The 24,250-nt window shown below is 74.1% G+C and carries 24 protein-coding genes; 15 read left to right on the forward strand and 9 right to left on the reverse strand.

The window, feature by feature from the left end; translation table 11 throughout:
- The first annotated feature begins 70 nt into the window (after positions 1-70).
- Complete coding sequence (locus BLS99_RS06250; RefSeq protein WP_176953227.1) at positions 71-1,069, forward strand: phosphotransferase; 999 nt, start codon at positions 71-73, stop codon at positions 1,067-1,069.
- A 70-nt stretch (positions 1,070-1,139) separates the two neighbouring features.
- Here BLS99_RS06250 and BLS99_RS27750 read toward each other — a convergent pair whose 3' ends face one another.
- Positions 1,140-1,475 carry a response regulator transcription factor gene (locus BLS99_RS27750; protein WP_218126402.1) on the reverse strand — a complete coding sequence of 112 codons (336 nt, stop codon included), beginning with the start codon at positions 1,473-1,475 and terminating at the stop codon, positions 1,140-1,142.
- On the opposite strand from BLS99_RS27750, the gene BLS99_RS06255 reads away from it, so the two are divergent.
- Positions 1,468-2,520: an FtsX-like permease family protein gene (locus BLS99_RS06255; protein ID WP_176953228.1), complete on the forward strand. Its 1,053-nt coding sequence runs from the start codon at positions 1,468-1,470 to the stop codon at positions 2,518-2,520. The two genes, BLS99_RS27750 and BLS99_RS06255, sit on opposite strands and share 8 nt — an antisense overlap.
- Positions 2,521-2,557: 37 nt before the next feature.
- Here the strand turns inward: BLS99_RS06255 and BLS99_RS06260 are convergent, their stop codons facing one another.
- A complete protein-coding gene (locus BLS99_RS06260) occupies positions 2,558-3,781 on the reverse strand; it encodes an MFS transporter (RefSeq protein WP_091047703.1) in 1,224 nt (407 codons plus the stop codon).
- Positions 3,782-3,944: 163 nt separating this feature from the next.
- On the opposite strand from BLS99_RS06260, the gene BLS99_RS06265 reads away from it, so the two are divergent.
- Entirely contained in the window at positions 3,945-4,361 is a 417-nt protein-coding gene (locus BLS99_RS06265) for a MerR family transcriptional regulator (protein WP_091045513.1), read from the forward strand.
- Here BLS99_RS06265 and BLS99_RS06270 read toward each other — a convergent pair.
- Positions 4,343-4,828, reverse strand: coding sequence for a hypothetical protein (locus tag BLS99_RS06270; RefSeq protein WP_091045516.1), 486 nt, complete (start codon positions 4,826-4,828; stop codon positions 4,343-4,345). The two genes, BLS99_RS06265 and BLS99_RS06270, sit on opposite strands and share 19 nt — an antisense overlap.
- Before the next feature lie 201 nt (positions 4,829-5,029).
- Between BLS99_RS06270 and BLS99_RS06275 the strand changes: the two genes are divergently transcribed.
- The 3 genes from BLS99_RS06275 to BLS99_RS26060 all read left to right on the forward strand — a co-directional run bounded on the left by BLS99_RS06275 (position 5,030) and on the right by BLS99_RS26060 (position 8,072).
- Positions 5,030-5,698 (forward strand): hypothetical protein, encoded by a 669-nt coding sequence (locus BLS99_RS06275; RefSeq protein ID WP_143034704.1) that lies wholly within the window; start codon positions 5,030-5,032, stop codon positions 5,696-5,698.
- Positions 5,695-7,848, forward strand: coding sequence for a glycoside hydrolase family 183 protein (locus tag BLS99_RS06280; RefSeq protein WP_091045523.1), 2,154 nt, complete (start codon positions 5,695-5,697; stop codon positions 7,846-7,848). Before BLS99_RS06275 ends, BLS99_RS06280 begins: the two co-directional genes overlap by 4 nt.
- A 68-nt stretch (positions 7,849-7,916) precedes the next feature.
- On the forward strand, positions 7,917-8,072 hold the full coding sequence (locus BLS99_RS26060; protein WP_176953229.1) for a hypothetical protein: 156 nt from the start codon (positions 7,917-7,919) through the stop codon (positions 8,070-8,072).
- A gap of 96 nt (positions 8,073-8,168) precedes the next feature.
- Here the strand turns inward: BLS99_RS26060 and BLS99_RS06285 are convergent, their stop codons facing one another.
- Positions 8,169-8,849 (reverse strand): methyltransferase domain-containing protein, encoded by a 681-nt coding sequence (locus BLS99_RS06285; protein ID WP_218126389.1) that lies wholly within the window; start codon positions 8,847-8,849, stop codon positions 8,169-8,171.
- A gap of 155 nt (positions 8,850-9,004) precedes the next feature.
- Here BLS99_RS06285 and BLS99_RS06290 point away from each other — a divergent pair, with 155 nt between their 5' ends.
- The 4 genes from BLS99_RS06290 to BLS99_RS06305 all read left to right on the forward strand — a co-directional run bounded on the left by BLS99_RS06290 (position 9,005) and on the right by BLS99_RS06305 (position 13,628).
- Positions 9,005-9,841 (forward strand): UbiA family prenyltransferase, encoded by an 837-nt coding sequence (locus BLS99_RS06290; protein WP_091045529.1) that lies wholly within the window; start codon positions 9,005-9,007, stop codon positions 9,839-9,841.
- 72 nt (positions 9,842-9,913) lie between these two features.
- Positions 9,914-11,104: an acyl-CoA dehydrogenase family protein gene (locus tag BLS99_RS06295; protein WP_091045533.1), complete on the forward strand. Its 1,191-nt coding sequence runs from the start codon at positions 9,914-9,916 to the stop codon at positions 11,102-11,104.
- Complete coding sequence (locus BLS99_RS06300) at positions 11,098-12,150, forward strand: type III polyketide synthase (RefSeq protein WP_218126313.1); 1,053 nt, start codon at positions 11,098-11,100, stop codon at positions 12,148-12,150. Before BLS99_RS06295 ends, BLS99_RS06300 begins: the two co-directional genes overlap by 7 nt.
- 344 nt (positions 12,151-12,494) lie before the next feature.
- Positions 12,495-13,628 carry a Cmx/CmrA family chloramphenicol efflux MFS transporter gene (locus BLS99_RS06305; RefSeq protein ID WP_091045535.1) on the forward strand — a complete coding sequence of 378 codons (1,134 nt, stop codon included), beginning with the start codon at positions 12,495-12,497 and terminating at the stop codon, positions 13,626-13,628.
- Between the two features lie 142 nt (positions 13,629-13,770).
- On the opposite strand, the gene BLS99_RS06310 is transcribed toward BLS99_RS06305, so the two are convergent.
- The 3 genes from BLS99_RS06310 to BLS99_RS06320 form a co-directional block, all read right to left on the reverse strand.
- Positions 13,771-14,289 (reverse strand): potassium channel family protein, encoded by a 519-nt coding sequence (locus BLS99_RS06310; protein WP_218126314.1) that lies wholly within the window; start codon positions 14,287-14,289, stop codon positions 13,771-13,773.
- Positions 14,286-15,614 carry a chloride channel protein gene (locus BLS99_RS06315; RefSeq protein ID WP_091045539.1) on the reverse strand — a complete coding sequence of 443 codons (1,329 nt, stop codon included), beginning with the start codon at positions 15,612-15,614 and terminating at the stop codon, positions 14,286-14,288. Before BLS99_RS06315 ends, BLS99_RS06310 begins: the two co-directional genes overlap by 4 nt.
- Before the next feature lie 73 nt (positions 15,615-15,687).
- Entirely contained in the window at positions 15,688-16,239 is a 552-nt protein-coding gene (locus BLS99_RS06320) for a TetR/AcrR family transcriptional regulator (protein WP_176953230.1), read from the reverse strand.
- A gap of 160 nt (positions 16,240-16,399) precedes the next feature.
- On the opposite strand from BLS99_RS06320, the gene BLS99_RS06325 reads away from it, so the two are divergent.
- The gene (locus BLS99_RS06325) at positions 16,400-17,908 is read left to right on the forward strand and encodes an MDR family MFS transporter (protein WP_091045546.1); all 1,509 of its coding nucleotides are present in this window, start codon (positions 16,400-16,402) and stop codon (positions 17,906-17,908) included.
- Positions 17,909-17,976: 68 nt separating this feature from the next.
- On the opposite strand, the gene BLS99_RS06330 is transcribed toward BLS99_RS06325, so the two are convergent.
- A complete protein-coding gene (locus BLS99_RS06330; protein WP_091045549.1) occupies positions 17,977-19,755 on the reverse strand; it encodes a chitinase in 1,779 nt (592 codons plus the stop codon).
- Between the two features lie 125 nt (positions 19,756-19,880).
- The gene (locus tag BLS99_RS06335) at positions 19,881-20,363 is read right to left on the reverse strand and encodes a helix-turn-helix domain-containing protein (RefSeq protein WP_091045553.1); all 483 of its coding nucleotides are present in this window, start codon (positions 20,361-20,363) and stop codon (positions 19,881-19,883) included.
- Positions 20,364-20,446: 83 nt separating this feature from the next.
- Between BLS99_RS06335 and BLS99_RS06340 the strand changes: the two genes are divergently transcribed.
- The 4 genes from BLS99_RS06340 to BLS99_RS06355 all read left to right on the forward strand — a co-directional run bounded on the left by BLS99_RS06340 (position 20,447) and on the right by BLS99_RS06355 (position 24,239).
- Positions 20,447-21,415 (forward strand): S41 family peptidase, encoded by a 969-nt coding sequence (locus tag BLS99_RS06340; RefSeq protein WP_091045556.1) that lies wholly within the window; start codon positions 20,447-20,449, stop codon positions 21,413-21,415.
- 148 nt (positions 21,416-21,563) lie between these two features.
- Complete coding sequence (locus BLS99_RS06345) at positions 21,564-22,811, forward strand: sulfotransferase family protein (RefSeq protein ID WP_091045559.1); 1,248 nt, start codon at positions 21,564-21,566, stop codon at positions 22,809-22,811.
- Positions 22,812-22,884: 73 nt separating this feature from the next.
- Positions 22,885-23,751, forward strand: coding sequence for an aminoglycoside phosphotransferase family protein (locus BLS99_RS06350; protein WP_091045563.1), 867 nt, complete (start codon positions 22,885-22,887; stop codon positions 23,749-23,751).
- Complete coding sequence (locus BLS99_RS06355) at positions 23,748-24,239, forward strand: nucleotidyltransferase domain-containing protein (RefSeq protein WP_091045566.1); 492 nt, start codon at positions 23,748-23,750, stop codon at positions 24,237-24,239. Before BLS99_RS06350 ends, BLS99_RS06355 begins: the two co-directional genes overlap by 4 nt.
- Positions 24,240-24,250: the final 11 nt, after the last annotated feature.

A 24,250-nucleotide genomic window follows, 5' to 3' on the forward strand; every position in this document is an offset into this window, starting at 1 on the left:
GCAGCGCTGATGAACCGCGACGCACACAAACCGGTTGCGTCCGAGAGCGGTTGCCGGTTGAATGCGCTGCATGGAACCAGCAGCGGCAGCGGCCGCACTCGGCCTCGGCGCCCTGCGCGGACCGGCGGTCGTCCTCAAAGCCGATGAGCTCTCCCCGGTGTGGCGGCTCGACACCGCGACCGGGACCTGGGTCGTCAAGAGCCTTCTCCCGCACGGCGACTACTGGCTCGCCGACGTCGCCCAGACCGGCCGCCTGGAGGCCGCGGCCTGGGAGGCCGGCGTCGCCATGGCCGAGCCGTTGCGCCCCGAGACGGCCGCCGCCGGCATGTGGGCGCCGGTCGGCGACGGCTCGTACGCGAGGGCCGCGAGGTTCCTCGACGGCGCCCCGGCCCCCGCACCGGTGCCTCGGCGCCTCGCCGCCTGGGCCGGCGCGACCTTCGCGGCCCTGGAACGGCTCGCGGTCGCGCCCGACCGGGACCCGGCCGGCGACTACGCCTTCCGCTTCCACCCCGAGGCCGAGTGGGACGAATGGCTCGGCCAGGCCCAGGACCTCGACGTCCTCGACGCCGCCGGGAGCCGCGCGCTCAAGGACATCGCGGTGCGCATCGCCGCCGCCGGCGAGCCCGCCGTCGCCGCGATGCCGCGGCGGCTGGTCGTCCACGGCGACTTCAGCCACCTGAACATCATGGTGACTCCGCAGGGCCCCAAGCTCATCGACTTCGACTCCGGCGGTCCGGCCGTCCCGTGGTGGGAGCTGGTGGCGATCGCGATCGAGATGGGCGCCCCGGCCCTCGGCGTCATGGAGCCCGACCGCGCCAGCGTCGAGGCGTGCGTCTCCGGGTACGCGGACGCGGGCGGTACGGTCCGCGACACCGGCGAAGGCGCCTTCACCGGCATGCTCGCCGGGCGCCTGTCCACGGCCGCTTGGCAGCTCTGGATGGCCTGCGGACACCGCGGCGGCAGCCCCGAGACCCAGGCGGGCTTCGCCCGCGACCTCCGCGGCTCGATCACCGCCCTGACGGCGATGCTCGACGCGCTCCCGGTCTGGTCCTCCTGGCTCAAGGGCTGACCACGGTAAAGTCCGATCGGCTTGCGCCGCAGACGATCAGTGCCTGCGCGGCCCCGACGCCCGAGCCCGCTCAGTCCTCGGGTCCGACCCCGCCGCCGGGGGTCACCAGGCCCGTCTCGTACGCCACCACCACCGCCTGGGCCCGGTCGCGCAGGCCGAGCTTCGCGAAGATCCGCGCCACATGGGTCTTCACGGCGCTCGGGCCCGCGCTGCGCGCCCACCGGCTCTCGGCCGCCGAGGCCGTCAGCGCGGGCTCGGCCCCCCGCGGCGGCCGCGGCCTGCGCGTCCACCGCCGCCTCAGCGGCACGCCGCTGCCGCGCTCGGTGAGCCTGGGGCTGGGCCTGCCGTTCGCGCGGCCCGGCCGCACCGCGCTGACGGCCGCGGCCGTGGTGCTCGGGGTGACCACCGCGACCTTCACCGCGGGCCTGGCCGCGTTCGCGACCGGGGTCGACGCGATGATCCAGCGGCACGGGGCCGCCCAGGTCGAAGTCCTCGGCGGCTCCGGCGGTCCCGGCGCCGACACCGCTGCCGCCCTGGGGGACCGGGAGACGCAGGACCTCCTCGCGGCGATGCCCGGCGCCGCGAACGTGACGGCGAACCTGCGGATGCCGGTGTCGGTGTCCGGGTTCGCGAAGACGCCGACGCTGTGGTTCATCCGCGGCGACGCCTCCGACATGGGCTTCACCGAGCAGCTGGTCGACGGGCGCTGGCTCGGCGGCCCAGGCGAGGCGGTCCTCTCCTCGAAGGCCGCCCACCAGAGCGGCCTGGGGCCGGGGGACGAGATGACGCTCGAACTCGACGGCCGCACCGCCGCCGTGTCGGTCGTCGGCGTCGTCATGGGCAGCGGCACCGGCACGGTCTACACCGACTGGGACGTGCTCACCGGCCTGGCCGCCGACGTCGACGCCCTCGGGCAGCCGATCGCCTACGAGGTCGCGCTCGACGCGGGGACCGACCCGGCCGCGTTCCTCGCCGCCGTCGAGGACGAAGGGCTCATCGGCCGGTCCACGCGCCAGTCCGACGCCACCGGGGTCGCGGTCGTCGGCCTGGCGACCCTGTTCGCGCTCATGCTGGGGACCGTCGCGGCGCTCGGGGTGTTCAACACCGTCGCGCTCGACGCGCGCGAGCGCCGCCGCGACCTCGCCATGCTCAAGTCGATCGGCATGACCCCGCGCCAGGTGGTGGCGATGATGACGACCTCGATGGCGGGCCTGGGCGTCCTCGGCGGCCTGGCCGGCATCGGCCTCGGCGTGGCCGCCCACCGGCAGGTCATGCGGCTCGCGGCCGCCGCCTCGCAGGTCGACATGCCCGACTCGCTGCTGCGGACCTGGAACGCGCCGCAGCTCGCGCTGCTGGCCCTCGCGGGCCTGCTCATCGCGGTGGCCGGCGCCTACCTCCCGGCGCGGCGCGCGGCCCGGCTCACCATCGCCGAAGCGCTGCACAGCGAGTGAGGCCGGGAGCGGCGCCGGACTCCGGCGCCGCTCCCGCTCACGACTCGGGCAGGCCCTTGGGCCTGCGGGCGGCGGGGGAGCAGATCGCGGCCACCGCCACCAGCACCAGGACCACCAGGAACGCGTTGCGCAGGCCGACCTCCTCGCCGAGGACGCCGATGAGCGGCGGGCCCACGAGGAACGCCATGTAGCCGATCGTGGCGACGGCGGCGACGTTCGCGGTGGCCCGCCGCGGGTCGTCCGCGGCGGCCGACATGCCGACCGGGAAGCCGAGCGAGGCGCCCACGCCCCACAGGACCGCGCCGGCGATCGCGATCGGCGCGGTCGGGCCGATGATGACGAGCAGGAGCCCGGCGAACGCGAGCACCGCCGACCCGGCCAGGACCGGCACGCGCCCGAACCGGTCGAGCGCGGCCCCGCCGAACAGCCGCCCGGCCGTCATCGCGGTGACGAACACGGCGAACACCGCGGCCCCGCCGGGGTTGGTGAGGCCGTAGCCGTCGACCATCGCCAGGCCGAGCCAGTCGTTCGCGCTGCCCTCGGTGAACGCCATGCCGAGGATGATGAGTCCGATGAGGATGATGCGCGGGTCGCGCCACGCCGACAGGCGCCCGCGCCACCCGGCGGACTCGCCCGGCCCGGCCTCGTGCGGCTCCTCGGCCGGCTGGAGGTACCGGACCACCCACAGGTCGACCGCGATCACCGCGGCGCCGACCACCACGAGGTGCCACTCGACCGGGACGCCCAGCTGCTCGGTGAGCGCGCCGGTCCCTGCCCCGAGCATCGTGCCGACGCTGAACCCGGCGTGGTACATCGGCATCAGGGTCCTCCCGATGCGCCGCTCGTTGGCCGCGCCGGCGACGTTCATCGCCACGTCGAGGATCGCGTTGCCCCCGCCCGCGACCATGAGCGCGACGAACAGGAGCCAGAAGTCGGGTGCGAACCCGGCGATGAGCCCGGCCCCGATGAGCCCCACGGCCGCGGTCGCCAGGAACCAGCGGATCGCCCGGTTGACGCCGAGGTGGGTGATGACGTGGCTGGAGGCCACGAGCCCGAGGATCGCGCCGCCGGCCATGCCGAGGATGAGGACCCCCATCTCCTGCGTCGAGGCCCCGAGGATGTCGCGGATGTTCGGCACCCGCGCCGCCCAGTTGGCGAACACGAACCCCGACAGGGCGAAGATCGTGAACACGGCGTTGCGCCAGCGCGCGAGCACCGGGTCGGTACGGGGCGGGCGCTCGCGCAGGGAGGATTCGGTCACGTCGGTCCAATCGGGCGTCGAACGGCTGGCGGAGCGGCCCGGGGCGGCCGGGCACCGGACCAGCTTGCATCCGATCGGGCCGAACGGCAAACCGTTTCGACAGGTGGGAGCCGGTTGATCGCTAAAGGTGAGCGGAACCCGAGGTCAAGCTAGGCTTGCCCCCATGGACGACCAGGGGCTCACCATCGGCGAGGTCGCCGAAGCGACCGGCCTGAGCGTGCACGCGCTCCGCTTCTTCGAGCGCGAGGGCCTGTTCCTGCGCGACATCCCGCGCACGGCCGCCGGGCGGCGGGTCTTCGCGCCCGCCGACGTCGAGTGGCTGACCCTGATGAACCGCCTGCGCGACTCCGGGATGCCGATCGCGGGCATCCGCGGTTTCGCGGCCCTGGTGGCGGCCGGGCCCGGCAACGAGGCCGAGCGGCTGAAGCTCCTCAAGCAGCACGAGGCCGACGTCCGCGCGAAGATCGCGGAACTGGAGGCGTGCCTGGAGGTCGTCCACCACAAGGTCGTCGTCTACGAGCGCCACGTCGAGGCGGGCACCGCGCGGGGCCTGTGGTCCCCTCAGGGGCGCGCCGCGTAGGGGAGCGGCGCGTCCATGCGCCAGTGCTCGCGGTCCCGGTCCCCGGTCGCCGACATGAGCCGCACGCCGTCCTCGCGCCACCACAGCCACCCCGCGACGCCGGCGACCGGCAGGCCCGCCAGGAACGCGATGAGGACGAGCTTCCCGAGCGGGTCGGCCAGCGGCAGGTAGACCAGCGAACCGAACACGACGGCGCCGGCCGCGACCGCCGCGCCGGCCAGCGCGACCGCGAGGTACCGCCCGCGGACCCGCTTCGTGTCGGCGACGCTGCGCACGCGCACCAGCAGCTCCCGCCCGCACTCGCCGCAGTGCGCCTCGGCCACGTCCGCGCCCGCGGCCGGGCGGCGGAACGCGAGGTGCGTCAGCGCGAAGCGCCTGGTCTCCCTGGAGTACACGATCACGGTGAAGAACCTGGTGTCGACCAGGTGCCCGACCACGACCCGGGCCTGCTCGTGCAGCGGCTGCATCACGGCTCCTCCCACTCGCCGCCACCTTAACCCCCGCCGGCCATCCGCGGCCCCGGACGCGCCCGGGGCCGGTTCCCCTGCGGCGCTTGGACTCCCTCCAATGAGCTCGCTCCGGTCGGGCTCTATCCAAAAGCGGCGGTCGCTGCCATACTCGAAGGCATCGATGCATTGGTATCGATACCAACGAGACGGAGGGCAGTCTTGAGAAGACTTCCTATCGCCTGCGCCGCAGCGGTATTCGTCAGCATGCTGGTCATCCAGCCCACCCAGGCCGCCCCACCGGGCCCGGCCGCACCGACCCGGGCCGAGGTCGCCACCGAGACCGACACCGAAGAGCTGCCCCAGCAGGGCGTCGGCGAACCCCAGCCGTTCGACCAAGCCGCCTTCGACGCCTACACCGACGACGGCGACGCCGACTTCGGCCCCTACGAGGCGGACTCGGCGCAGGCCGCCGAGCACAGCGCCGTGCGCCAGGAGATCACCGCCGACACGCTCGACGTCGAGCCGTTCGCCATGGAGGACGCCGCCACCGCGGCCGCCGACGACTGCGCCTCCTCCTACAACTACAACTTCCACGACTACGAGTGCCAGGCGTTCGCGGGCGACTTCGTGTTCCTCTACGACGTCAAGGACAGCCCCGGCGACGTCCGCGGCGTCCCCGCCGCCGCGGGCCCCAACGGCCGGCCCACCGCCGTGGTCGACATGATCAACGCCGTCGACGAGGCCCAGTCCGCCTACCGCCAGATGGGCTACGACGTCGACCCCGGCTCCGGGCCGTGGGCGGTCGTGGTGGGGCTCAACGACACCCAGGAGGGCTGGTTCCAGGGCGGCGCGTTCACGCTCCCGTTCGGCGCCACAGCCAGCCGATGATCGTCCTGCCCTCCGACCCCGGCCGGTACGACAGCGACAACTACGACTACCTGCCCCGGCACGAGTTCTTCCACATCGTGCAGTACCAGTACTGGGACGACACCGGCGACATCGGCTGGGCCTACCTGCGCGACTGGATGGGCGGGAGCGACTTCAAGACCATGAACTGGTGGATGGAGTCCACCGCCGAATGGGCCGCGCTCATGTCCTACCGGCTCCAGCCGTACCCGCCGTCGAACACCAGCGCCTCGCGCATGTACGCCCACGCGCTGGAGGAGTTCCTGGGCGACCCGGGCAGGGCGCTCAACGCGGCCGAGGAACTCGGCAGCTCGCGCCAGTACAGCACCTTCCTGCTCGCGTTCTACCTCAACGAGCAGACCGGCGGCACCGCCGCGGTCCGCAAGACCTGGGAGCACATCCGCGACCACGACTCGACCCCCGTCACCGCGATCAAGGCCGTCCTCACCGGGTACGGCCTCGACATCCCCTCCACCCTCCTCGGCTTCTCCGTGGCGAACTACCGCCTCGCCGCCGAGCAGGGCGGCGCCCCGCCGAACCCCATGGCCGGGTACGGGTACGACGACGCCGAGCGCTCCGTGTGGCGCGCCCAGCTCGTGGGCGACTCCCGCACCGACGACCACCTCCTCGGCGAGTACCGCCCCGCCCGCACCACCCGCGCGGTCCCCATGGGCACCCAGGAGACCTACGCCGCCGACATCGAACCGGGCGGCTCCGCCTACTTCGACTTCGCGGCCGTCCAGAACTCCGGCGACCCCGCCGACGGGTACGAGTCGAAGCTCACCATCGGCACCGAGGACCGCGACGACCTCGAGTACGTCGCCATGGTCTGGTCCCCGCAGGGCAGCCCCGGCTCCCTCTCCGAGTACCCCACGGCCGCCCGCGCGGTCTACCCGAACGCGAACAACGTCATCACGGTGACCGACTTCGCCTACCCGATGGTCGTCACCCTCGTCGCCACCCGCACCGACCTGAAGACGAACTCCGTCGAGGCCGACGGGGACGGCCGCGAGTACCGCTTCCGCGTCCGCGCCCTCGTCCCGCTCGACAGTCCCTCCTGCAACCTCTCGAACCTCACCGTCAGCAACCTCCAGGACGACGGGGTCGCGCCCGAGCAGCAGTTCCTCGACTACGCCGAGTCCACCCCGAACGGCTGGACCGGCGGCGACTCCACCTACTCGGTGCGCCTGCCCGACGGCGACCTGCTGTGGCTGTTCTCCGACACGTTCCTCGGACCGCTCAACAGCGACGGCACCCGCCCGGTCACCGCACCGCTCATCAACTCCACCTTCGTGAGACAGGACGGGGGCACGCTCTCGACCATCCAGGGCGGCACGGCCGCCAACCCCGAGGCGATCATGCCGCCGCCGGAGGCGAACCACTGGTACTGGCTCGGCGACGGGATGATCTCCCGCCGGGGCGGCACCGACTACCTCCAGGTGGTCTTCCAGGAGTACCTGCGGTTCGGCTCGGGCGACTGGGACTGGCGCTTCGACCAGAACGTGGTCGCCACGTTCGCGCTCTCGAACCTGAAGGACCCCGTCAGCGTCCAGTCCCTGCCCTCGCAGGCGGGGGCGTGGGGCTCGGCGCTGCTGCCCGCGAGCCAGTCGGGCGACGGCTACACCTACATCTACGGGATCGCCGACGCGCCCACGAACAAGAAGCAGCGCATCGCCCGCGTCCACGGCACCGACCTGGGCGCGACCGCGAAGTGGCAGTTCTGGACCCCCGACGGGTGGACCGCGTACGAGTCCGACACGGGCACCGGCCTCAACGGCATCGCCAACGAGTACTCGGTGACGAAGTGGAACAACCAGTACGTGCTGGTCTCCCAGGACTCGACCGTGGCGTTCAACAACCAGGTGTTCGCCTACACCTCCTGCTCGCCGGCCGGGCCGTTCACCAACCGGAGCCTGGTCTACGCGATGCCGGAGACGGGCCTGTTCGGCAGCTACGGCGACGAGCGGATCTTCGCCTACAACGCGCACCTGCACCCGACGATCAGCTCCGGGAACCGGTTCGTCATGTCCTACAACGTCAACACCTTCGACAGTCGCATGACCGCGGAGGGCTCGCACTACACGGACCCGAGCATCTACAAGCCCCGGTTCATCAGCTTCACGCTGAATTAGGACGGGGCGCCGGCACATCCTCTCGGTGCCTCCGGGGTACCCCGGAGGCACCGAGAGGAGGGAACGGCATGACCTGGATCCTGCGAAAGGTGGCGTTCGCCGTCGGCCTGGCGATCACGCGGCGCCTGCTGCGCATCGCCAGGCGCCGCCGCGCCGAGCGGCGCGCACTGGAGGCGTCCGTGACACCCGGGAGCCCGGCGTCCCGGGGTTCGTCGCCGCGGTGATCGCCTCGGCGCCGCTCACCGGCGCCGCCGAGACCATCGCCTCCGGCCGCCACCAGACCGCCCACTCGTCTCCCGAACGACCGCGCCGGGGCCTGCTCACGCGAGCGGGCCCCGGCGGCCCCACGCCTGGAACAGCACGGCCGTCGTCGGCACCGGCACCATCCGCACCCCCGCCCGGCGCCCCAGCCCCCACCGGAACGCGTCCACCAGGGACGGCCGCACCCCGCGCAGCACCAGGTCGACCCCGTGCCGAGCGCACTCCTCCACCAGCGCCCGCCGGTCCACCAGCAGCGCCGGGTCGTGCACCCCGCGCACGGCGATCCGCGGGATGCGCTCGGCCACGGTGATCGCCAGGAACCGGCACAGGGCCGTCGCCGCGAGGGTGTCGACCAGCAGCAGCCCGCCCGGGCGCAGCAGCCGGCACGCCTCCGCGACCGCCGCGGGCAGGTCCGGGACGTGCTCCAGGATCTCCCCGGCCGCCACCACGTCGGCGCACCCGTCCGGCAGCGGCACCGCGCACACGTCCCCGCGGACCGCGAGCACCCCGTGCGCGGCGGCCAGCCGCAGCGACTCCCGCGACAGGTCCACCCCGATGTGCGTGTAGCCCTTGCCCTCCAGGTGCGGCGCGAGCAGCCCCGCCCCGCAGCCCAGGTCCACCAGGACCGCGCCGGGACGCCCCGCCTGCGGAACCAGCGCGCCCCGCGCCGCGGCCAGCCAGTGCAGCACCGCGAACGCGCCCCGGGGCCGCCACCACTCCCCGGCGAGCCGGTCGTACATCGCAGGGTCGTTGGGGGCGAGATCGTTGGGGGCGAGGTCATCGAGAGCGAGGGCGTCGCGGGGGAGGTCGTCGGGGGCGGGATCGTCCGGGGTGCGGCCGTCGGGGGCCGTTCGGGTCTGGCGGCGCATGCCCCCAGGGTGGCACACTGATCCGCATGACAACGGCCGCAGCGATGCTCAAAGCGCTCGTCCAGGCGTCCCACACCCTCCCCGCCCTCGCGGTCACCCTCGTCACCGCCGGGCTCGCCGCCTCCACCGGCCGGTCCGTCCCCGGGATCATCGCGATCGCCGTCGCGATCCTCCTGGGCCAGTTGTCGGTCGGCTGGCTCAACGACCTCGTCGACGCGCCCCGCGACGCCGAGGCCGGCCGGCCCGGCAAGCCCCTCGCCTCCGGCGAGCTCCACCCCGCGATCGCCAGCGCCGCCGTCGCCCTCGCCGCGCCCGCCGCGGTCCTGCTCACCCTCGTCTCCGGCCTCCCCGCGATGCTCGCCCACCTCGCCGCCCTGGTCTCCGCGTGGGCCTACGACCTCGGCGTCAAGGGCACCGCGTTCTCCGTGGCGCCCTTCGCGGTCTCCTTCGGACTCCTGCCCGCGATCGTGTCGCTCGGCGAGCCCGGCTCGCCCTGGCCGCCCCTGTGGCTCACCGCCGCCGCGGCCGCCCTCGGCTCGGGCGCGCACTTCGTCAACGTCCTGCCCGACCTCGCCGACGACGCCGCCACCGGCGTCCGCGGCCTCCCGCACCGCTTGGGCGCCACCGCGACCCGGCTCCTCGCCGCGGCCCTGGTCCTCACCGCCTCGGTGCTCCTGGCGTTCGGTCCGCCCGGCCCGCCCTCGCCGCTCGTCCTCGCCGCGGTCCCGTTCGCCGCCGCCGTCCTCGCCGCCGGCCTGCTCCTCGGCCGCCGCCCCGGCTCGCGCGCCGCGTTCCACGCCGTGCTGCTCGTGGCCCTTGTCGACGTCGTCCTGCTCCTCCATACTGGGGTGCCCGCCGGCTGAGGCCCGAAGGTTCGGGAACCGGGCTCCGGGGCATCCGCCACCGGTTGTCCGCGACCCGAGGAGTGAACGCCCATGCCAGCACCCACCGAGTCCAGGGGCGGTGAGGCGCTCGCGCTCGCGCGCGAGCTCGCACCGCGCTTCGCCGAACGCGCCGCGGCCCACGACGAGCGGGGGCGGTTCCCCGAAGCCGACTTCGCGGAGCTGCGCGCGGCCGGACTGACCGGGCTCATGGTCCCGGCCCGCCTGGGCGGGTTCGGCGCCTCGTTCGCCGAGTACGCGGCGGTCGCGGCGGCCCTGGCGCGCGGCGCGGGCTCGACGGCCCTCATCTTCAACATGCACGCCTCGGTGACCGGCGCGCTCGCGCAGACCCCCGAGCACCTGGTGCGCGCCCTCGGCGCTCCCGAGAGCTTCTTCGCCGCTCGGGACAAGGCCCTCGAAGCGGCCGCGGGCGGCGCCCTGTACGCGGTCGCGATGAGCGAGCGCGGCGGCGGCTCGCGCCTGTCGAAGACCACCACCGCGTACCGCCGCAGCGGGGACGGCTTCCGCATCACCGGCGCGAAGGCGTTCGTGTCCGGCTCGGGGCACGCCGACGCCTACCTCGTGACCGCGCGCGACACCGAGTCCGAGGAGCCCCTGGTCTCGCACTTCCTGGTCCCCGCGGGGGCCGGGGTCCGGGTCGAGGAGACCTGGGACTCGCTCGGCATGCGCGCCACCGGGAGCCACGACGTCCACTTCGACGCCGAGGTCGGCCCGGACGCGCTCCTCGGCGGGGTCGAGGGGCTCGCGCTCCTGCTCGCCGAGGCCATGCCGCAGTGGCTCGTCGCCTCGTACGCCGCGGTCTACACCGGGGTCGCGCGGGCGGCCGTCGACGCCGCCTGCGACCACGTGCGGGGCCGCGGGCTCGACGGCCTCGCGCCCGTGCGCGCCCGCATCGGCCGCGCCGAGGCCGCCGTCGCCGCAGCCGAACTCGTGGTCGCCGAGGCCGCCCGGCGCATCGACGCCGACCCGGGGGAGGACGCCACCAACCGGTGGGTGTGGCGGGCCAAGCTCACCGCCGGGGACACCGCGTTCCAGGTCGCCTCCTCGCTCCTGGAGGCGGCCGGGACCGGCGCCTCGCGGCGCGGTCACCCGCTCGAACGGCTCTACCGGGACGCCCGCTGCGGCGCCCTCCAGCCGGCCACCTCCGACGTGTGCGCCGACTGGCTCGGGGCCGCCGCCCTCGGCGGGGACCCCGACCGCGACACGGCGGTCCCGCGGTGGTGAGCGCCCGGATCGCCGGGATCGGCACCGCGCTGCCGCCCCAGTTCGAGCAGCAGTGGCTGTGGGACAACGTCTTCCGCGGCCACTTCGGCGGCAGCCGCGTCGCCGGGCGCATGTTCGACACCGCCGGGGTCGCCCGCCGCCACTCCTCGACCCCGCCCTACGAGCTCGCCGACGCCGCCGGATGGTCCACCGAGGAGCGGATGCGCCGGTACGCCGAGCGCGCCCCGGCCCTCGGCCTGCGCGCCGTGCGCGGCGCGCTGGCCGCCGCCGGGACCGACCCCGACGAGATCGGGCTCCTCGCCGTCGCCACCTGCACCGGCTACGGCACGCCCGGCACCGACATCGAGCTCGCCGGGTCGCTGCCGCTGCGCGCCGACGCCCGGCGGCTCCTGGTGGGCCACATGGGGTGCCACGCCGCGATCCCGGCCCTCGGCGCGGTCACCGACTACGTCGCCGCCCACGACCGGCCCGCGGTCCTGCTGTGCGTGGAGCTCACCTCGCTCCACGTCCAGCCCGGCACCCGCGACATCGACCAGGCCGTGGTCCACGCCCTGTTCAGCGACGCCGCGGCGGCACTGGTCCTGCGCCCGGGGGACGGGCCGGGCCCCGAGTCTTCGCGGCTGCGCGTCGTGGACGTGGCCGCCCGCACCGACACCGCCCGCCGCGGCCACATGACCTGGCGCGTCACCGATCTGGGCTTCCGCATGGGCCTGTCGCCGGAGGTCCCCGAGGCGCTGAGCGAGCACGTGGGCCCGCTCGTGAAGGACCTCCTGGCCCGCCACGGGCTCGACCGCTCCCAGGTGGCGGGGTGGGCCGTCCACCCCGGCGGGCCGCGCGTCCTCGACGCCGTCGCCGCGGGCCTCGACCTCGGGCCCGACGTCCTCGACCCGTCGCGCCGCGTCCTCGCCGAGCACGGGAACTGCTCCTCGGCGACAGTGCTGCTCGTCCTCGACGAGATCCTGCGGGCCGGACCGCCCGCAGGACCGGTGGTCATGCTCGCCTTCGGCCCCGGCCTGACCCTCTACGCGGCACTCCTCGACACCTGAGCGCGGCGGCCCGCGGCGGCGCGCCGCCGCGGGCCCGCCGCGCATACGAATCTGCTGAGGTGGTCCCCGTCGAGGCGGGGATGCGCTTTGAGAACCGTGCTCCGAGAACCGCGCTCCGAGAACCGCGCCCCTGAAACCCGGTCGCGCGCATCGCCGCACCCTGGTACCTTCGGTGCCATGTCCTCTCCGGAAGCGTTCAGAACCGGGCCGCCGCACCGCCGGCGGCCCGCGGCGCACGCCTGAGAACTCTCTATGAGCCCTGCCCCCGAGGCAGGGCCTCCCTCCGTGCGTCCAGGGCCCGGCGGCGTCCCGCCGTCCGCTCTCGACAATTCGGAGAAACCGCAATGCCTTTCGTGCTGTACCTGCTCGCCACAGCCGTGTTCGCCCAGGGCTCCTCGGAGTTCATGCTCGCCGGCCTGCTGCCCGACCTCGCCGCCGACCTCGGCGTCACCGTCGCCGAAGCCGGGCTCCTGACCTCGGCGTTCGCCGCCGGAATGGTGGTCGGGGCGCCGCTCATGGCCGCCGCCGGGCGCCGCTGGCCCCCGCGCACCGCCCTCGCCGCGTTCCTGGCGCTGTTCATCGCCGCGCACGCCGCCGGCGCCCTCACCGACCACTTCGCCGTCCTCCTCGCCACCCGCGCGGTCGCCGCCCTCGCCAACGCGGGCTTCCTCGCGGTCGCGCTCACCACCGTCGCACTCCTCGTCCCCGAGACCGCCCGCGCCCGGGCCCTCGCGGTCCTGCTCGGCGGCACCACCCTCGCCCTGGTCGCCGGGGTCCCGGCGGGCGCGCTCCTCGGCGACGCCCTCGGCTGGCGCGCGACCCTGTGGGCCGTCGCGGTCCTCGCCGCCCCCGCGCTCGCCGCGGTGCTCCTCGCCGTCCCCGACCGGCCCGCCGCCGCCGCGCCGCTGGCCCTGCGCACCGAACTCGCCGTCCTCACGCGGCCCGACGTGGTCCAGGTGCTCGCCCTCGGCGTCCTCGTCAACGGCGGCACCTTCGGCGCCTACACCTACCTCGGCGCGCTCGCCGAACGCCGGGTCCCGCTCGTGCTGGCGCTGTTCGGCATCGGCGCGTTCCTCGGCGTCGCCGCGGCCGGGCGCCTCGCCGACCGGCACTGGCGCCGCCTCCTCGCCTGGTGCGGTCCGCTCCTCCTCGCCGGCTGGCTCGCCCTCGCGCTCGCCCCGGCCGCGCTGGTCCTCCTCGCGCCCGTCCTCGGCGCGCTCGCGTTCGCCGCGGGCAGCACGCTCATCGGCCGCATCATGGCCGCCGCGCAGGACGCGCCCACCATGGGCGGGTCCTACGCGACGGCCGCGCTCAACGTCGGCGCGATGCTCGGCCCGGTCCTCGCCGGGGCCGCCTACACCGCGGCGGGCGCCGCCGGACCTGCCTTCGCCGCCGCCGGCCTCACCGCGAGTGCGATCGCGGTCGCCGTGTACGCCGGCAGGACCAGCAGCCCCGCCCACCACGGCAGCGGGAAGTAGCCCGTCCACGGGACGTGGTGGCCGATCACCTGCGGGACTCGGCCGCCGTCTGCTTCACCACCGCGAACCCCGCGGCCGGGGCGGCGCGCAGCAGCCACTGCGCGGCCGAGTCCCGCAGGACCGGCACCGCCCCGGGCGTGGGCTACCGGCTCGCTTGAGGCCCTTCGGGTCCGCGGTGCCGCTTGGCGCGGATCGTGAGCTTCTGCGCCACGAGCGAGGCCGACCCGGCGATCGCGGTGATGTTGAACGCCATCTGGACGCTGAGCACGCCGCGCGCGAGCTGCCCCGCGGCGTGGACGTCGCCGAACCCGACGGTGAGCAGGGTGCTGAGCGCGAAGTACAGCGCGTCGATCCGGGTGTCGAGCCCCGCGAACTCGCCGGGCCGGTGCACGGCCACGGCGAAGTCGATGAGCGCGAACAGGAGCACCCCGGCCAGGACCCCCACGACCAGGCCGCCCAGCGGCGCCCGCGGGTCCCGGAGCTGCCGCACCGCCTGCCAGCGGATCGCGACCGCCAGGACCACGAGCATCGCCGCGGTGACCGTCCACCGCACCGCGAGCGTCCCCGAGTCCGCCTCGGCCTTGACCGGCACCACCGCGTACGCCACGCCGAGCGCGACGCAGACGACCGCGTACCGCACCGGCCCCGGGATCCGCCTCACGCCGCCACCGCCTCAGTTCCCGCGCGTGGCCGGTCGAGGACCCGCTCGGTCACGAACGCGACCACGACCGCGATGAGCACCACCGGGGCCATCGACGCCGCGTCCGCGCCCAGCAGCAGCGTCACCAGGACCGCAGCCGAGACCGGCAGCGGCAGGACCGCCGCGGTCGCCGCGGCCATCCCCACCGCCAGCGCCGGCACGGTCCCGAACCCCGGCAGGGCGCTCAGCAGCACGCCCGCCGCGGCGCCGAGGAACAGGCCCGGGAAGATCGGGCCGCCGCGCAGGGCCGCGAGCGACACCGCGTACGACACGCCCTTGCAGACGATCATCGCGACCAGCGCCCACGCGGTGATCGAGGCGGGGTCGCGGCTCAGCTCCGCGAGGGAGTCCTGGCCCGACAGCAGCACGTCGACGGGGGAGCGGCCGGTGAGCAGCGCGTACGCGCCCGCGGCCACCGCCGTCACCGCGACCGCGGTGAGCGCCATCGTCATCGGCCGCCGCTCGGCCGCGGGCGCGAGCGCGCGCCCCAGGACGTGGACCTGCTTGACGAGGACCGCGACCGCCACTGCCGCGGGGACAGTCCACAGGAGGTCGGTGACGTGCAGGACCGCGCCCGCGTCCAGTCCCGGCAGCGAGAGCGAGGACACCGGCAGGCCGGTCCAGTCGCCGAGCCCGGTGAACACGAGCGCGCCCACGCCCGCCGCGAGCAGGCACGGCAGGATCACGCGAGTCAGCCGCGGCCGAGCGAATCCGGCCGCCTCCATGATGAACACCGCCGCCACGAGCGGGCTGCCGAAGATCACCGCGACCGCCGCGGCCGCGCCCGAGGTGCCCAGGACCGCCGACTCCGGCGTCCCCTGCTCCGGCCCCCACCGGCGCGCCACCAGCAGCGCGACCGCCCCGCCGACGGCGATGAGCGGCGCCTCCGGCCCGAGCACCACGCCGAGAGGGAGCCCGCCGAGCGCCGCCAGCAGCACCCCGGGCAGGTACGAGGGCTTCACGGGATCGGCCGACAGGCCGTCGATCGGCACGTGCCCGCCGCCGCCAGGCAGCCACTTGACGGCCGCCCCGGTGGCGAACCCGCCGACCAGCAGCCACGGCGCGGGCCACCACCACGGCGGCACACCGTGCCCCAGGTCCGCGGGCAGGTCCTCCCACACGAACCCCGTCAGCCAGTGCAGCAGCGCCAGGAACGCGAACGCCGCCACCGACACCGGGACGCCGACCAGGCCGGCGAGCAGCAGCAGCCGCACGTACCGCCAGGCCCCCGCCGACCGCTCCGCCTGCGCGTTCCCGGCCGGCCCCGTCTCCGCCTGCTCGTCCACTGTGCGCCTCCTGCGTCACAGTTTTCCCTGCGGAGGGGCCCCGTACCGGGCGTTCGGCCCAAACCGGGCCGGATCAGCGCGCGGCGCCCGGCCGCAGCGCCGCCATCGTGCGGTCCAGGCACGGCTCGAACGCCTCCGGGTCGCCGAGGGCCGGGAACGCCGACGCGTGCAGGCACGCGAACGCCCCGCCGACCATGGCGCGCAGCATCACCGGGTCCGCGTCCTCCCCGGCCCGCTCCAGCAGCGCCTCGGTGAGCATCCGCTGCAGGAGCTCCAGGCGGCACAGGTACGAAGCGAGCAGCCGCGGGCTGCCGTCGATAATTCGCTGGATCGCGGCGTCGTGCTCGCGCGATACTGGGTCGCCGAATCGCTCCACGACCGGATCGAACGCGCGCCGCAGGGAGTCCCACTCGGGCTCTCCCGGGGGCCGCGCCGCCAGCCGGTCGGCGAGGTCCTCGCCCAGCCGCTCCAGGCTGTCGAGCACGACCTCGTCCTTGGACGCGAAGTAGCGGAAGAAGCTCCGCTGCGACATGCCCACGGCCGCGGCGATCTCGTCGACCGTGGTCTCCTCGAAGCCCTTGGCGACGAACAGCGACTCGGCGGTCCGCGCGATCCGGGACTGCACGGCCCGACGTGACACTTCTCGCAGACTGGTACCGGCGGTCATGCCAAGGATGTTAGCAACTGCAATGATTGACAGTCACTGACACTTCCGGTGCGTACCCGCCGTCACCACAGCGGGCCCCGTCGGCACCGGGAAGGCCACAACACCCGAAGGATCCCCCATGAGCGTTGACCAGCGTCCGGCCGACACACCAGAAGCGGCCGGCACACCCGCGGCGGTCGAGACCCCCGCCTCGGAAGGCGTCCCGGCCCAGATCAAACTGGTCCTCGGCGTGCTCCTCGTGGCCGCGTTCGTGATGATCCTCAACGAGACCATCATGGGCGTCGCCCTCCCCGAACTCATGGAGCAGTTCAGCCTGACCGCCGCCACCGTCCAGTGGCTCACCACCGGCTTCATGCTCACCATGGCCATGGTGATCCCGATGACCGGCCTCATCCTCCAGCGGTTCACCACGCGCACGGTGTTCATCGCCGCGATGACCCTGTTCACGGCGGGCACGATCCTCGCCGCGTCGGCGCCGGTCTTCGGCGTCCTCGTCGCCGCCCGCGTCATCCAGGCCAGCGGCACCGCCGTCATGCTGCCGCTGCTCATGACCACCGTGATGACCTTCGTCCCCGCCGACCGGCGCGGGCGCACCATCGGCCTCATCACCATCGTCATCGCCGTCGCCCCGGCGGTCGGGCCCACCTTCTCCGGGTTCGTCCTCGCCCAGCTCTCCTGGCACTGGATGTTCCTGTCGGTGCTGCCCATCGCCGTCCTCGGCCTCGTCCTCGGCGCGCTGAAGATCCAGAACCTCGGCGAGACCCGCCCGGTCAAGTTCGACCTCCTCTCCGCGCTGCTCTCCGCGGTCGCCTTCGGCGGGCTCATCTACGGCCTGTCCTCGATCGGCGAGGCCGCCGCCGGGGCCCACACCCCCGTGCCGCCGTACGCGACGATCGCCGCGGGCGCGGTGGCGCTGGCCCTGTTCACCATCCGCCAGCTCCGCCTCCAGCGCACCGACTCGGCGCTGCTGGACCTGCGGGTGTTCCGCAGCCGCTCGTTCACCGTCGGCGTGGTCATGCTGCTGGTCTCGATGGCGGCGCTGTTCGGCTCGCTCATCCTGCTGCCCATGTACCTCCAGAACGTCCTGGACCTCACCACGTTCCAGACCGGCCTGGTGGTCCTGCCCGGCGGCCTGGCGATGGGCCTGACCGGCCCCGTGGTCGGGCGCCTGTACGACCGGTTCGGCCCGCGCCCGCTGGTCATCCCCGGCTCGTTCGGGGTCTTCGGGGCGCTGGCGCTGCTGACGATGCTCGACCAGGCGAGCCCGGTGTGGTTCGTCGTCGTCATCCACGTCCTCATGAGCCTGTCGCTGAGCATGCTCATGACGCCGCTCATGACCTCCTCGCTCGGGTCGCTGAAGATGGAGCTGTACTCGCACGGCAGCGCCGTCCTCACCACGCTCCAGCAGGTCGCGGGCGCGGCCGGCACGGCCGTGTTCATCACGCTGATGACCACGGGCACCACCGCGAGCCTGGAGGCCGGGGCGAACCCGGTCACCGCGCAGGCCGACGGCATCCACACCGCGTTCCTGTGGGGCGCGGGGATGGCCGTGATCGCCGTGGCCGCCGCGTTCCTGGTCCGCCGCCCGGCGGTGGACGGCCAGGAGCCGGCCCTCGCCGCGCACTGACCCGCACGGCAGCAGTACGGAGGAACGGGCCCGACCGCATCGCGGTCGGGCCCGTTCCCGTGTGATCCCTAGAGTGCGTCCAGATAGGGCCGGTGGCTCTCCATGAACTCCCAGCCGTAGTACTCGTCCCAGTTGATCGACCAGGTCATGAGTCCGCGCAGGCCCGGCGAGGCGCCGCCGCGGAGCGTGTAGCCGCCGCAGTCCGCCCCCGAGGTGAGGCAGTCGAGGGCCTGGTGCACCTGGGCGGGCTGCGTGTAGCCGTTCCCGGCGCTGACCGCGGCGGGGAGCCCGAACGCGATCTGGTCCTCGCGCAGGCCGGGGAAGAACCGGCCGGTATTGGCGACCTGGAACCCGGCCTTGAGCATGTCGGTCATGGCGATGTGGAAGTCCGCGCCGCCCATGTTGTGGTACTGCCCGTCCAGGCCCATGACGGGGCCGGAGTTGTAGTCCTGCACGTGGAGCACGTCCAGCTGGTCCCGGAGGGCGTGGATGACCGGCAGGTACGAGCCGGTGCGGTTGTCGCCGGCGCTGGTGCCGCCGTAGAACTGGTGGCCGACCTGCACGAAGAACGTCTCGGGCGCCATCGAGAGCACGAAGTCGTCGCCGTACTCGGCCGTCAGCGACTTGAGCGCGCTGATGAGGTTGACGATGACGGGCGTGGTCGGGTTGCGGAAGTCGCCGTCCCCGGCGTTGAAGTACAGCGAGTGGCCTTCGAGGTCGACGTCGAGGCCGTCGAGCCCGTACTCGTCGATGATGGCGCCCACCGAGTTCACGAACGCGTCCCGCGCGGCGGTCGTGGTGAGCTGCACCAGGCCGTTCTGGCCGCCGATGGAGAGCAGGACCTTCTTGCCCTCGGCCTGCTTGCGGTCGATCGCGGCGATGAACTGGGCCTTGGTCTCCACGTTGGGGCACTCGGCGACCGGGCACAGCGAGAAGCGGATGTCGCCGGAGGTCGGGGTGGTCGGCTCGCCGAACGCGAGGTTGATGACGTCCCATTCGGACGGCACGTCGTCCATCCGCAGGTAGCCCGATCCGTTCGCGAAGCTGGTGTGCAGGTAGCCGATGAGCGCCCGGTCGGCCAGGCCCGATCCGGTGCACCCGGCGGTCCGGCCGCTCACCGCGGCGGCGGGGCCCTCGCCCTCGGCGTTGCGCGCGGTCACGGTGAACTCGTAGGTGGTGCAGGCGGACAGGCCGCTGATCGTGGCGCTGGTGCCGGTGACCGCGACGTCGGCGGCCCCGGCGCGGCGCACGGTGTAGCCGTCCACGTCGCCGGAGGCGGCGTTCCAGGCGAGGGACACGCTGGTCTCGGTGGTCTGCGCGACGCGCGGCGACCCGGGCGCGCCGGGCACCGAGCCCTCGCCGCCGCCCTCGCCCGGCGGGCCGTCCACGACCACGTCGTCGACCCAGAAGTCGCCCTGGCCGTACCAGCCGTGGACGTACACCTCGGCGGTCGTCTGCGACGCGCCCGTGGTGAAGGTGGTGCTCAGCTGCGCGTACGACGCGGGCGACCCGGTCCAGGTCGACCCGCCCCCCGTCGCGCCGAGGTACACGTAGGAGCCGCGCACCCAGGCGCTGAGCGTGTAGGTGCCGCCCGGCTGCACCGGGACGGTGAGCGCGCACCGCCCGGTCGAGGCCGAGCCGGCGGTCCCCTTGAGCGCCTTGGTCCCCGAGCGCACCGGCGACGACACCACCTGGCCCCCGTCGCAGTTCCACGGTGCCACCGTCCCGGATTCGAACCCCGGATCGGCGAGCAGGTTGGCGGCCTGCGCGGGCGAGGCGCTGAGCGCTCCGGCCAGCAGCACCGCCGCGGCGGCGAGCAGGGATGCGAGCAAACGCGGTCTTCTCATGTGGTCCTCCCGTACTGACAGTAAACCTTCCTATTAATAAATGTCAATACGTCGGTGCCGTCCTCGGGCGCGGCGGGTCCACAGGAGATCAGCGGCAGCGCGGGGCTCGGGATCGCGGCTCCCGGTCAGGACCGCCGGGGCCGGTAGAGGCCGACGAGGACGCCGTACCGGGCCCCGTCCTCCTCGTTCTCGAGGTCCTGGACCAGCGCGTCGAGGGTGTCGCGGAGGCGCCGGGCCTGGGCCTCGGAGAGGCGGACGCTCCGGAGGTGGAGCAGCGGGTCGTCCTCGGCGGTGAGCATCTCGTCGGCCACGGCCGCGAGGGCCGCCTTGGTGCTCTCGCCGGGGTCGAGGTGCAGCTTGCGGAAGGCGCGCTTGAAGTACTGCTCGGTGCCGCCGCGGACCTTGCGGGCCTCGTCGAGGTCGACCAGGCCGGCCTCGCGCAGGATCTTCAGGTGGTGCCCCGCGCTGCCCTTGCTGATCCCCAGGTCGGCGGCGAGGCCGCTCAGGGTCGCGGGCCGCTCCCCGAGGGCGAGGAGCAGTCGGTGGCGCACCGGGTGCCCCAGGGCCCGGTACTGCGCGGGCGTCGCGACCTGCACGGGTTCGTCCATGAAAATAAGTGTCCAGAACTCTGGACACTTTGTCAAATCGGTGGTTGACTGCTCGATGTCACCCGCCCCTCCAGGAGGTCCCGATGTCCGTCGTCACCCAGGTCGCGCAGCTCCTCGACCAGCACTACGTCTTCCCCGACGTCGCCGCCGAGCTCGGCGCCGTCCTCGCCGCCCGCGCCGCCGAGGGCCGCTACGAGGGCGCCGACCAGGCCCGCCTCGCCGAACTCGTCACCGCCGACCTCCAGTCCGTCAACGGCGACCTCCACCTGCGGCTCAAGCACAGCGACACCGCGCTCGAGGAGACCCACGACGACGAGGAGACGCAGCTGCGGCAGATGGCCGAGTGGAGCGACCTCACCTGCGGCGGCGTCGCGAACGCGCAGCGCCTCCCCGGCAACGTCGGCCTGCTCAGGATCGCCCCGCTCCTGTTCCCGCCCGCCGTCGCCGAAGCCCGCGTCAGCGCCGCCCTGCGCCTCCTCGCCGCCACCGACGCCCTCATCGTCGACCTGCGCGAATGCCTCGGCGGCGACCCGACCATGGTCTCGTGGGTCCACAGCCACTTCACCGGCGTCGAACCCGTGCAGCTCTCCGGCATGGCCCACCGCGACCCCGCGGACTTCAAGCAGCAGTGGACCTCCCACGTCCCCGGCCCCAAGTTCGGCCCCGACAAGCCCATGTGGGTGCTCACCAGCGCCGCCACGTTCTCCGGCGGCGAGGCCCTGAGCTTCGACCTCCAGGAGCAGGGCCGGGCCGCGATCGTCGGCGAGCGCACCAGAGGCGGCGCCCACCCCCGCCAAGGCTTCAAAGTGGACACCCACCTGGAGGTCACCATCCCCACCGCCCGCTCTGTCAGCCCCCGCACCGGCGGCAACTGGGAGGGCACCGGCGTCGTCCCCGACGTGCCCACCACCGCGGCCGGCGCCCTGCCCGAGGCCCACCGCCGCGCCCTCGCAGCCGTCCTGGCCCTCGGCGCCGACGGCCTGCGCGCGCAGGCCGCCGCCGAAGCCGCCGCGGCCCTGCGCGACCTCGAAGCGGCCCAGGCGAACACGTAGCCGGAGGGCCTGCATCCCGCCGCCCCCGCGGGCGGCGGTATCGTGTGGCGCACCGAGGAGCGGACCATTCGTCACCGTTGCGGCGGTATCGGGCGGCCCGGCGCCCCGGCCTCCCCCGTAGCCGACGGCCTCTCGAAGGAGACCTCCCTTGCAGCGCACCACCCAGATGCTCGGCGTCCTCAACATCCTCATGGAGGGCCAGCGCCGCTCCGAGTCGGGCACCACCCGCAAGGTCGACGCCGTGTTCGACAAGATGCAGGCCAAGGCCCGCAAGGACACCGGCACCGCCGGCCTCGTCCTCGACGACGAGGACGCCGCGCTCATGGAGACCCTGCGGTACCTCCTGCACTGCTGGGCGAAGACCCCCGACCTCTCCGGCGTCGGCTGGCGCTCGGCCAAGGACATGGTCGAGGCCCGCATCTCCAACCTGCTCACCGTCCGCCGCCTCCAGGCCCAGCACCCCGAGGTCCGCGACGAGGTCGTCGAGCGCCCCATCTTCGTGCTCGGCCTGCCCCGCACCGCGACCACCCTCGCGCAGCACATCATCGCCGGCTCCGACTCCGCCCGCGCCCCGTTCCTGTGGGAGATGTACTACCTCGGCCTCGAACCCTCCCCTGAGGAGCGGCGCCGCCGCATCCGCGCCACCCAGAAGCGCCTCGACATGACGCTGCTGCTGTCGAAGTCGTGGACCTCCATCCACCCCACCAACGCCGAATGGCCCGAAGAGGACTTCTGGCTCAAGTTCCACGCCGTCTTCCACACCACCGTCGCGCCCCTGCCCGGCTACCTCGACTGGTACCGCACCTCCTACGACCGCGACACCGACTTCCGGTTCGTGCGCGACGCCCTCCAGGTCCTCCAGGCCGGGCGGCCCAAGCAGCGCTGGGTCCTCAAGCACCCCGGCAACATCTTCAACCTCGACTCGATCCTGCGCGTCTTCCCCGACGCCCAGATCGTCCTCACCCACCGCGACCCCACCACCGTCATGTCGTCGCTGTGCTCCATGGTGGAGAGCCTGTACAGCATCCACCTCAAGCGCGGCGCCGTCGACCCCGAGGAGATCGGCCGCACCTGGCTCCGGGAGCTCGCCCAGGGCATGGAGCAGTGCCGCCAGGTGCGCGCCGCCGCCGGGCAGCCGGGCCGGTTCGTGGACGTCAAGTACCACCGCCTCACCGGCTCCCCGCACTCCGCCGTCCCCGAGCTGTTCCGCCAGCTCGACCTCCCGTGGGGCCCCGACGACGAGGCCCGACTCGAAGAGCAGCTCACCCGCACCGGCCAGGGCGGCGGCCGCGACGGCGTGCGCCGCCACGAGCACTCCCTCCTCGGCTACGGCCTCGACCCCTCCGAGGTCGACGACGCCTTCGGCAGCGACTACATGCGCATCGCCGCGGGGTAAAAGCGCTCGCGCGGGACGCACGGGCCGATCTAGACTCGCGCCCGTGCGCCCCGCCGCGACCCCGAGGAGACCCATGACCGAGCCCACCGCCGACCTCGCCCGCGCCCTCGTGGCCGAGCAGTTCCCGCAGTGGGCCGGCCTCCCCGTCGCACCGGTCGACCGGCAGGGCTGGGACAACCGCACCTTCCGCCTCGGCGACGGGCTCACCGTGCGCCTCCCCACCGGACCGACGTACGCCCTCGCCGTCGCGAAGGAGGACCGCGTCCTCCCCGCGCTCGCCCGCCACCTCCCGCTCCCCGTCCCCGAACCCGTCGCCACCGGGAAGCCCACCGCGGACTACCCGCACCCGTGGTCGGTCCGGCGCTGGCTCGATGGCACGACCGTCCAGGACGCGCCCGGCCTCGACCAGGAACGCCTCGCCCGCGACCTCGGCGCCGTGCTCACCGACCTGCGCGCCGCCCCGCTCGGCGACGGCCCCGCCGCCGGGCGCCACTCGTTCTACCGCGGCTGCCACCCCAGCGCCTACGCCGACCAGGTCCAGGACGCCCTCCGGACCCTCGCCGGCGAGGTCGACACCGCGGCGTGCGAAGCGGTCTGGGCCGCCGGCATGACCACCGTGTGGCAGGGCCCGCCCGTGTGGTTCCACGGCGACATCGCCCCGGGCAACCTCCTCGCCTCCGGCGGGCGCCTCTCGGCGCTCATCGACTTCGGCACCTGCGGCACCGGCGACCCCGCCTGCGACCTCCAGATCGCCTGGACCCACTTCACCGGCGACGCGCGCCGCGCCTTCCGCGAGGCCGCCGGCCTCGACGCCGACACCTGGGCGCGCGCCCGCGCCTGGACCCTCTGGAAGGCGCTCATCGTGACCGCGGGCGACCACGACCGCGACGGCTCCCAGCGCCGCGCCCTCCACGCCGTCCTGGCGGACCCGGCCGCATGAACGCACAGCACGTCCTCGCACTCCTCGACGCCATGCGCCGCAACGGCATCGACGTGTGGATCGGCGGCGGCTGGGGCGTCGACGCCCTCCTCGGCGAGCAGACCCGCCCCCACCGCGACCTCGACCTCATGCACCGCGCTGAGCACGAGGGCGCCCTCACCGCCCTCCTCCAGGACCTCGGCTACACCGAGACCCTCGACCAGCGGCCCGTCCGCTTCGTCATGACCGCCCCCGGCGGCCCCGAGATCGACCTGCACCCCCTGGTGTTCGGCCCCGACGGCGCCGCCGTCCAGTCCTCCTTCGACCCCGGGGCGCCCTTCCGCTACCCGGCCGACGCCTTCACCACCGGCACCGTCGACGGCACCCCCGTCCCGTGCCTCTCCGCCGCCCAGCAGAACCACTTCCACCAGGGCTACGAACCCACCGACCGCGACCGGCAGGACATGGCCCGCCTGCGCCGCGCCTTCGGCATCGCCACCCACTTCTGAACCACGGCACT

The organism is Glycomyces sambucus, from assembly GCF_900102815.1.
Lineage (GTDB): Bacteria > Actinomycetota > Actinomycetes > Mycobacteriales > Micromonosporaceae > Glycomyces > Glycomyces sambucus.

Coding starts and splice junctions, on each gene's coding strand:
- BLS99_RS06340 (WP_091045556.1), top strand. CDS start 20,447: ATGTCCGTCGTCACCCAGGTCGCGCAGCTCCTCGACCAGCACTACGTC.
- BLS99_RS06285 (WP_218126389.1), bottom strand. CDS start 8,849: ATGTACGACCGGCTCGCCGGGGAGTGGTGGCGGCCCCGGGGCGCGTTC.
- BLS99_RS06265 (WP_091045513.1), top strand. CDS start 3,945: ATGGACGACCAGGGGCTCACCATCGGCGAGGTCGCCGAAGCGACCGGC.
- BLS99_RS06355 (WP_091045566.1), top strand. CDS start 23,748: ATGAACGCACAGCACGTCCTCGCACTCCTCGACGCCATGCGCCGCAAC.
- BLS99_RS26060 (WP_176953229.1), top strand. CDS start 7,917: ATGACCTGGATCCTGCGAAAGGTGGCGTTCGCCGTCGGCCTGGCGATC.
- BLS99_RS06270 (WP_091045516.1), bottom strand. CDS start 4,828: ATGCAGCCGCTGCACGAGCAGGCCCGGGTCGTGGTCGGGCACCTGGTC.
- BLS99_RS06335 (WP_091045553.1), bottom strand. CDS start 20,363: ATGGACGAACCCGTGCAGGTCGCGACGCCCGCGCAGTACCGGGCCCTG.
- BLS99_RS06250 (WP_176953227.1), top strand. CDS start 71: ATGGAACCAGCAGCGGCAGCGGCCGCACTCGGCCTCGGCGCCCTGCGC.
- BLS99_RS06325 (WP_091045546.1), top strand. CDS start 16,400: ATGAGCGTTGACCAGCGTCCGGCCGACACACCAGAAGCGGCCGGCACA.
- BLS99_RS06295 (WP_091045533.1), top strand. CDS start 9,914: ATGCCAGCACCCACCGAGTCCAGGGGCGGTGAGGCGCTCGCGCTCGCG.
- BLS99_RS06280 (WP_091045523.1), top strand. CDS start 5,695: ATGATCGTCCTGCCCTCCGACCCCGGCCGGTACGACAGCGACAACTAC.
- BLS99_RS06350 (WP_091045563.1), top strand. CDS start 22,885: ATGACCGAGCCCACCGCCGACCTCGCCCGCGCCCTCGTGGCCGAGCAG.
- BLS99_RS06290 (WP_091045529.1), top strand. CDS start 9,005: ATGACAACGGCCGCAGCGATGCTCAAAGCGCTCGTCCAGGCGTCCCAC.
- BLS99_RS06305 (WP_091045535.1), top strand. CDS start 12,495: ATGCCTTTCGTGCTGTACCTGCTCGCCACAGCCGTGTTCGCCCAGGGC.
- BLS99_RS06330 (WP_091045549.1), bottom strand. CDS start 19,755: ATGAGAAGACCGCGTTTGCTCGCATCCCTGCTCGCCGCCGCGGCGGTG.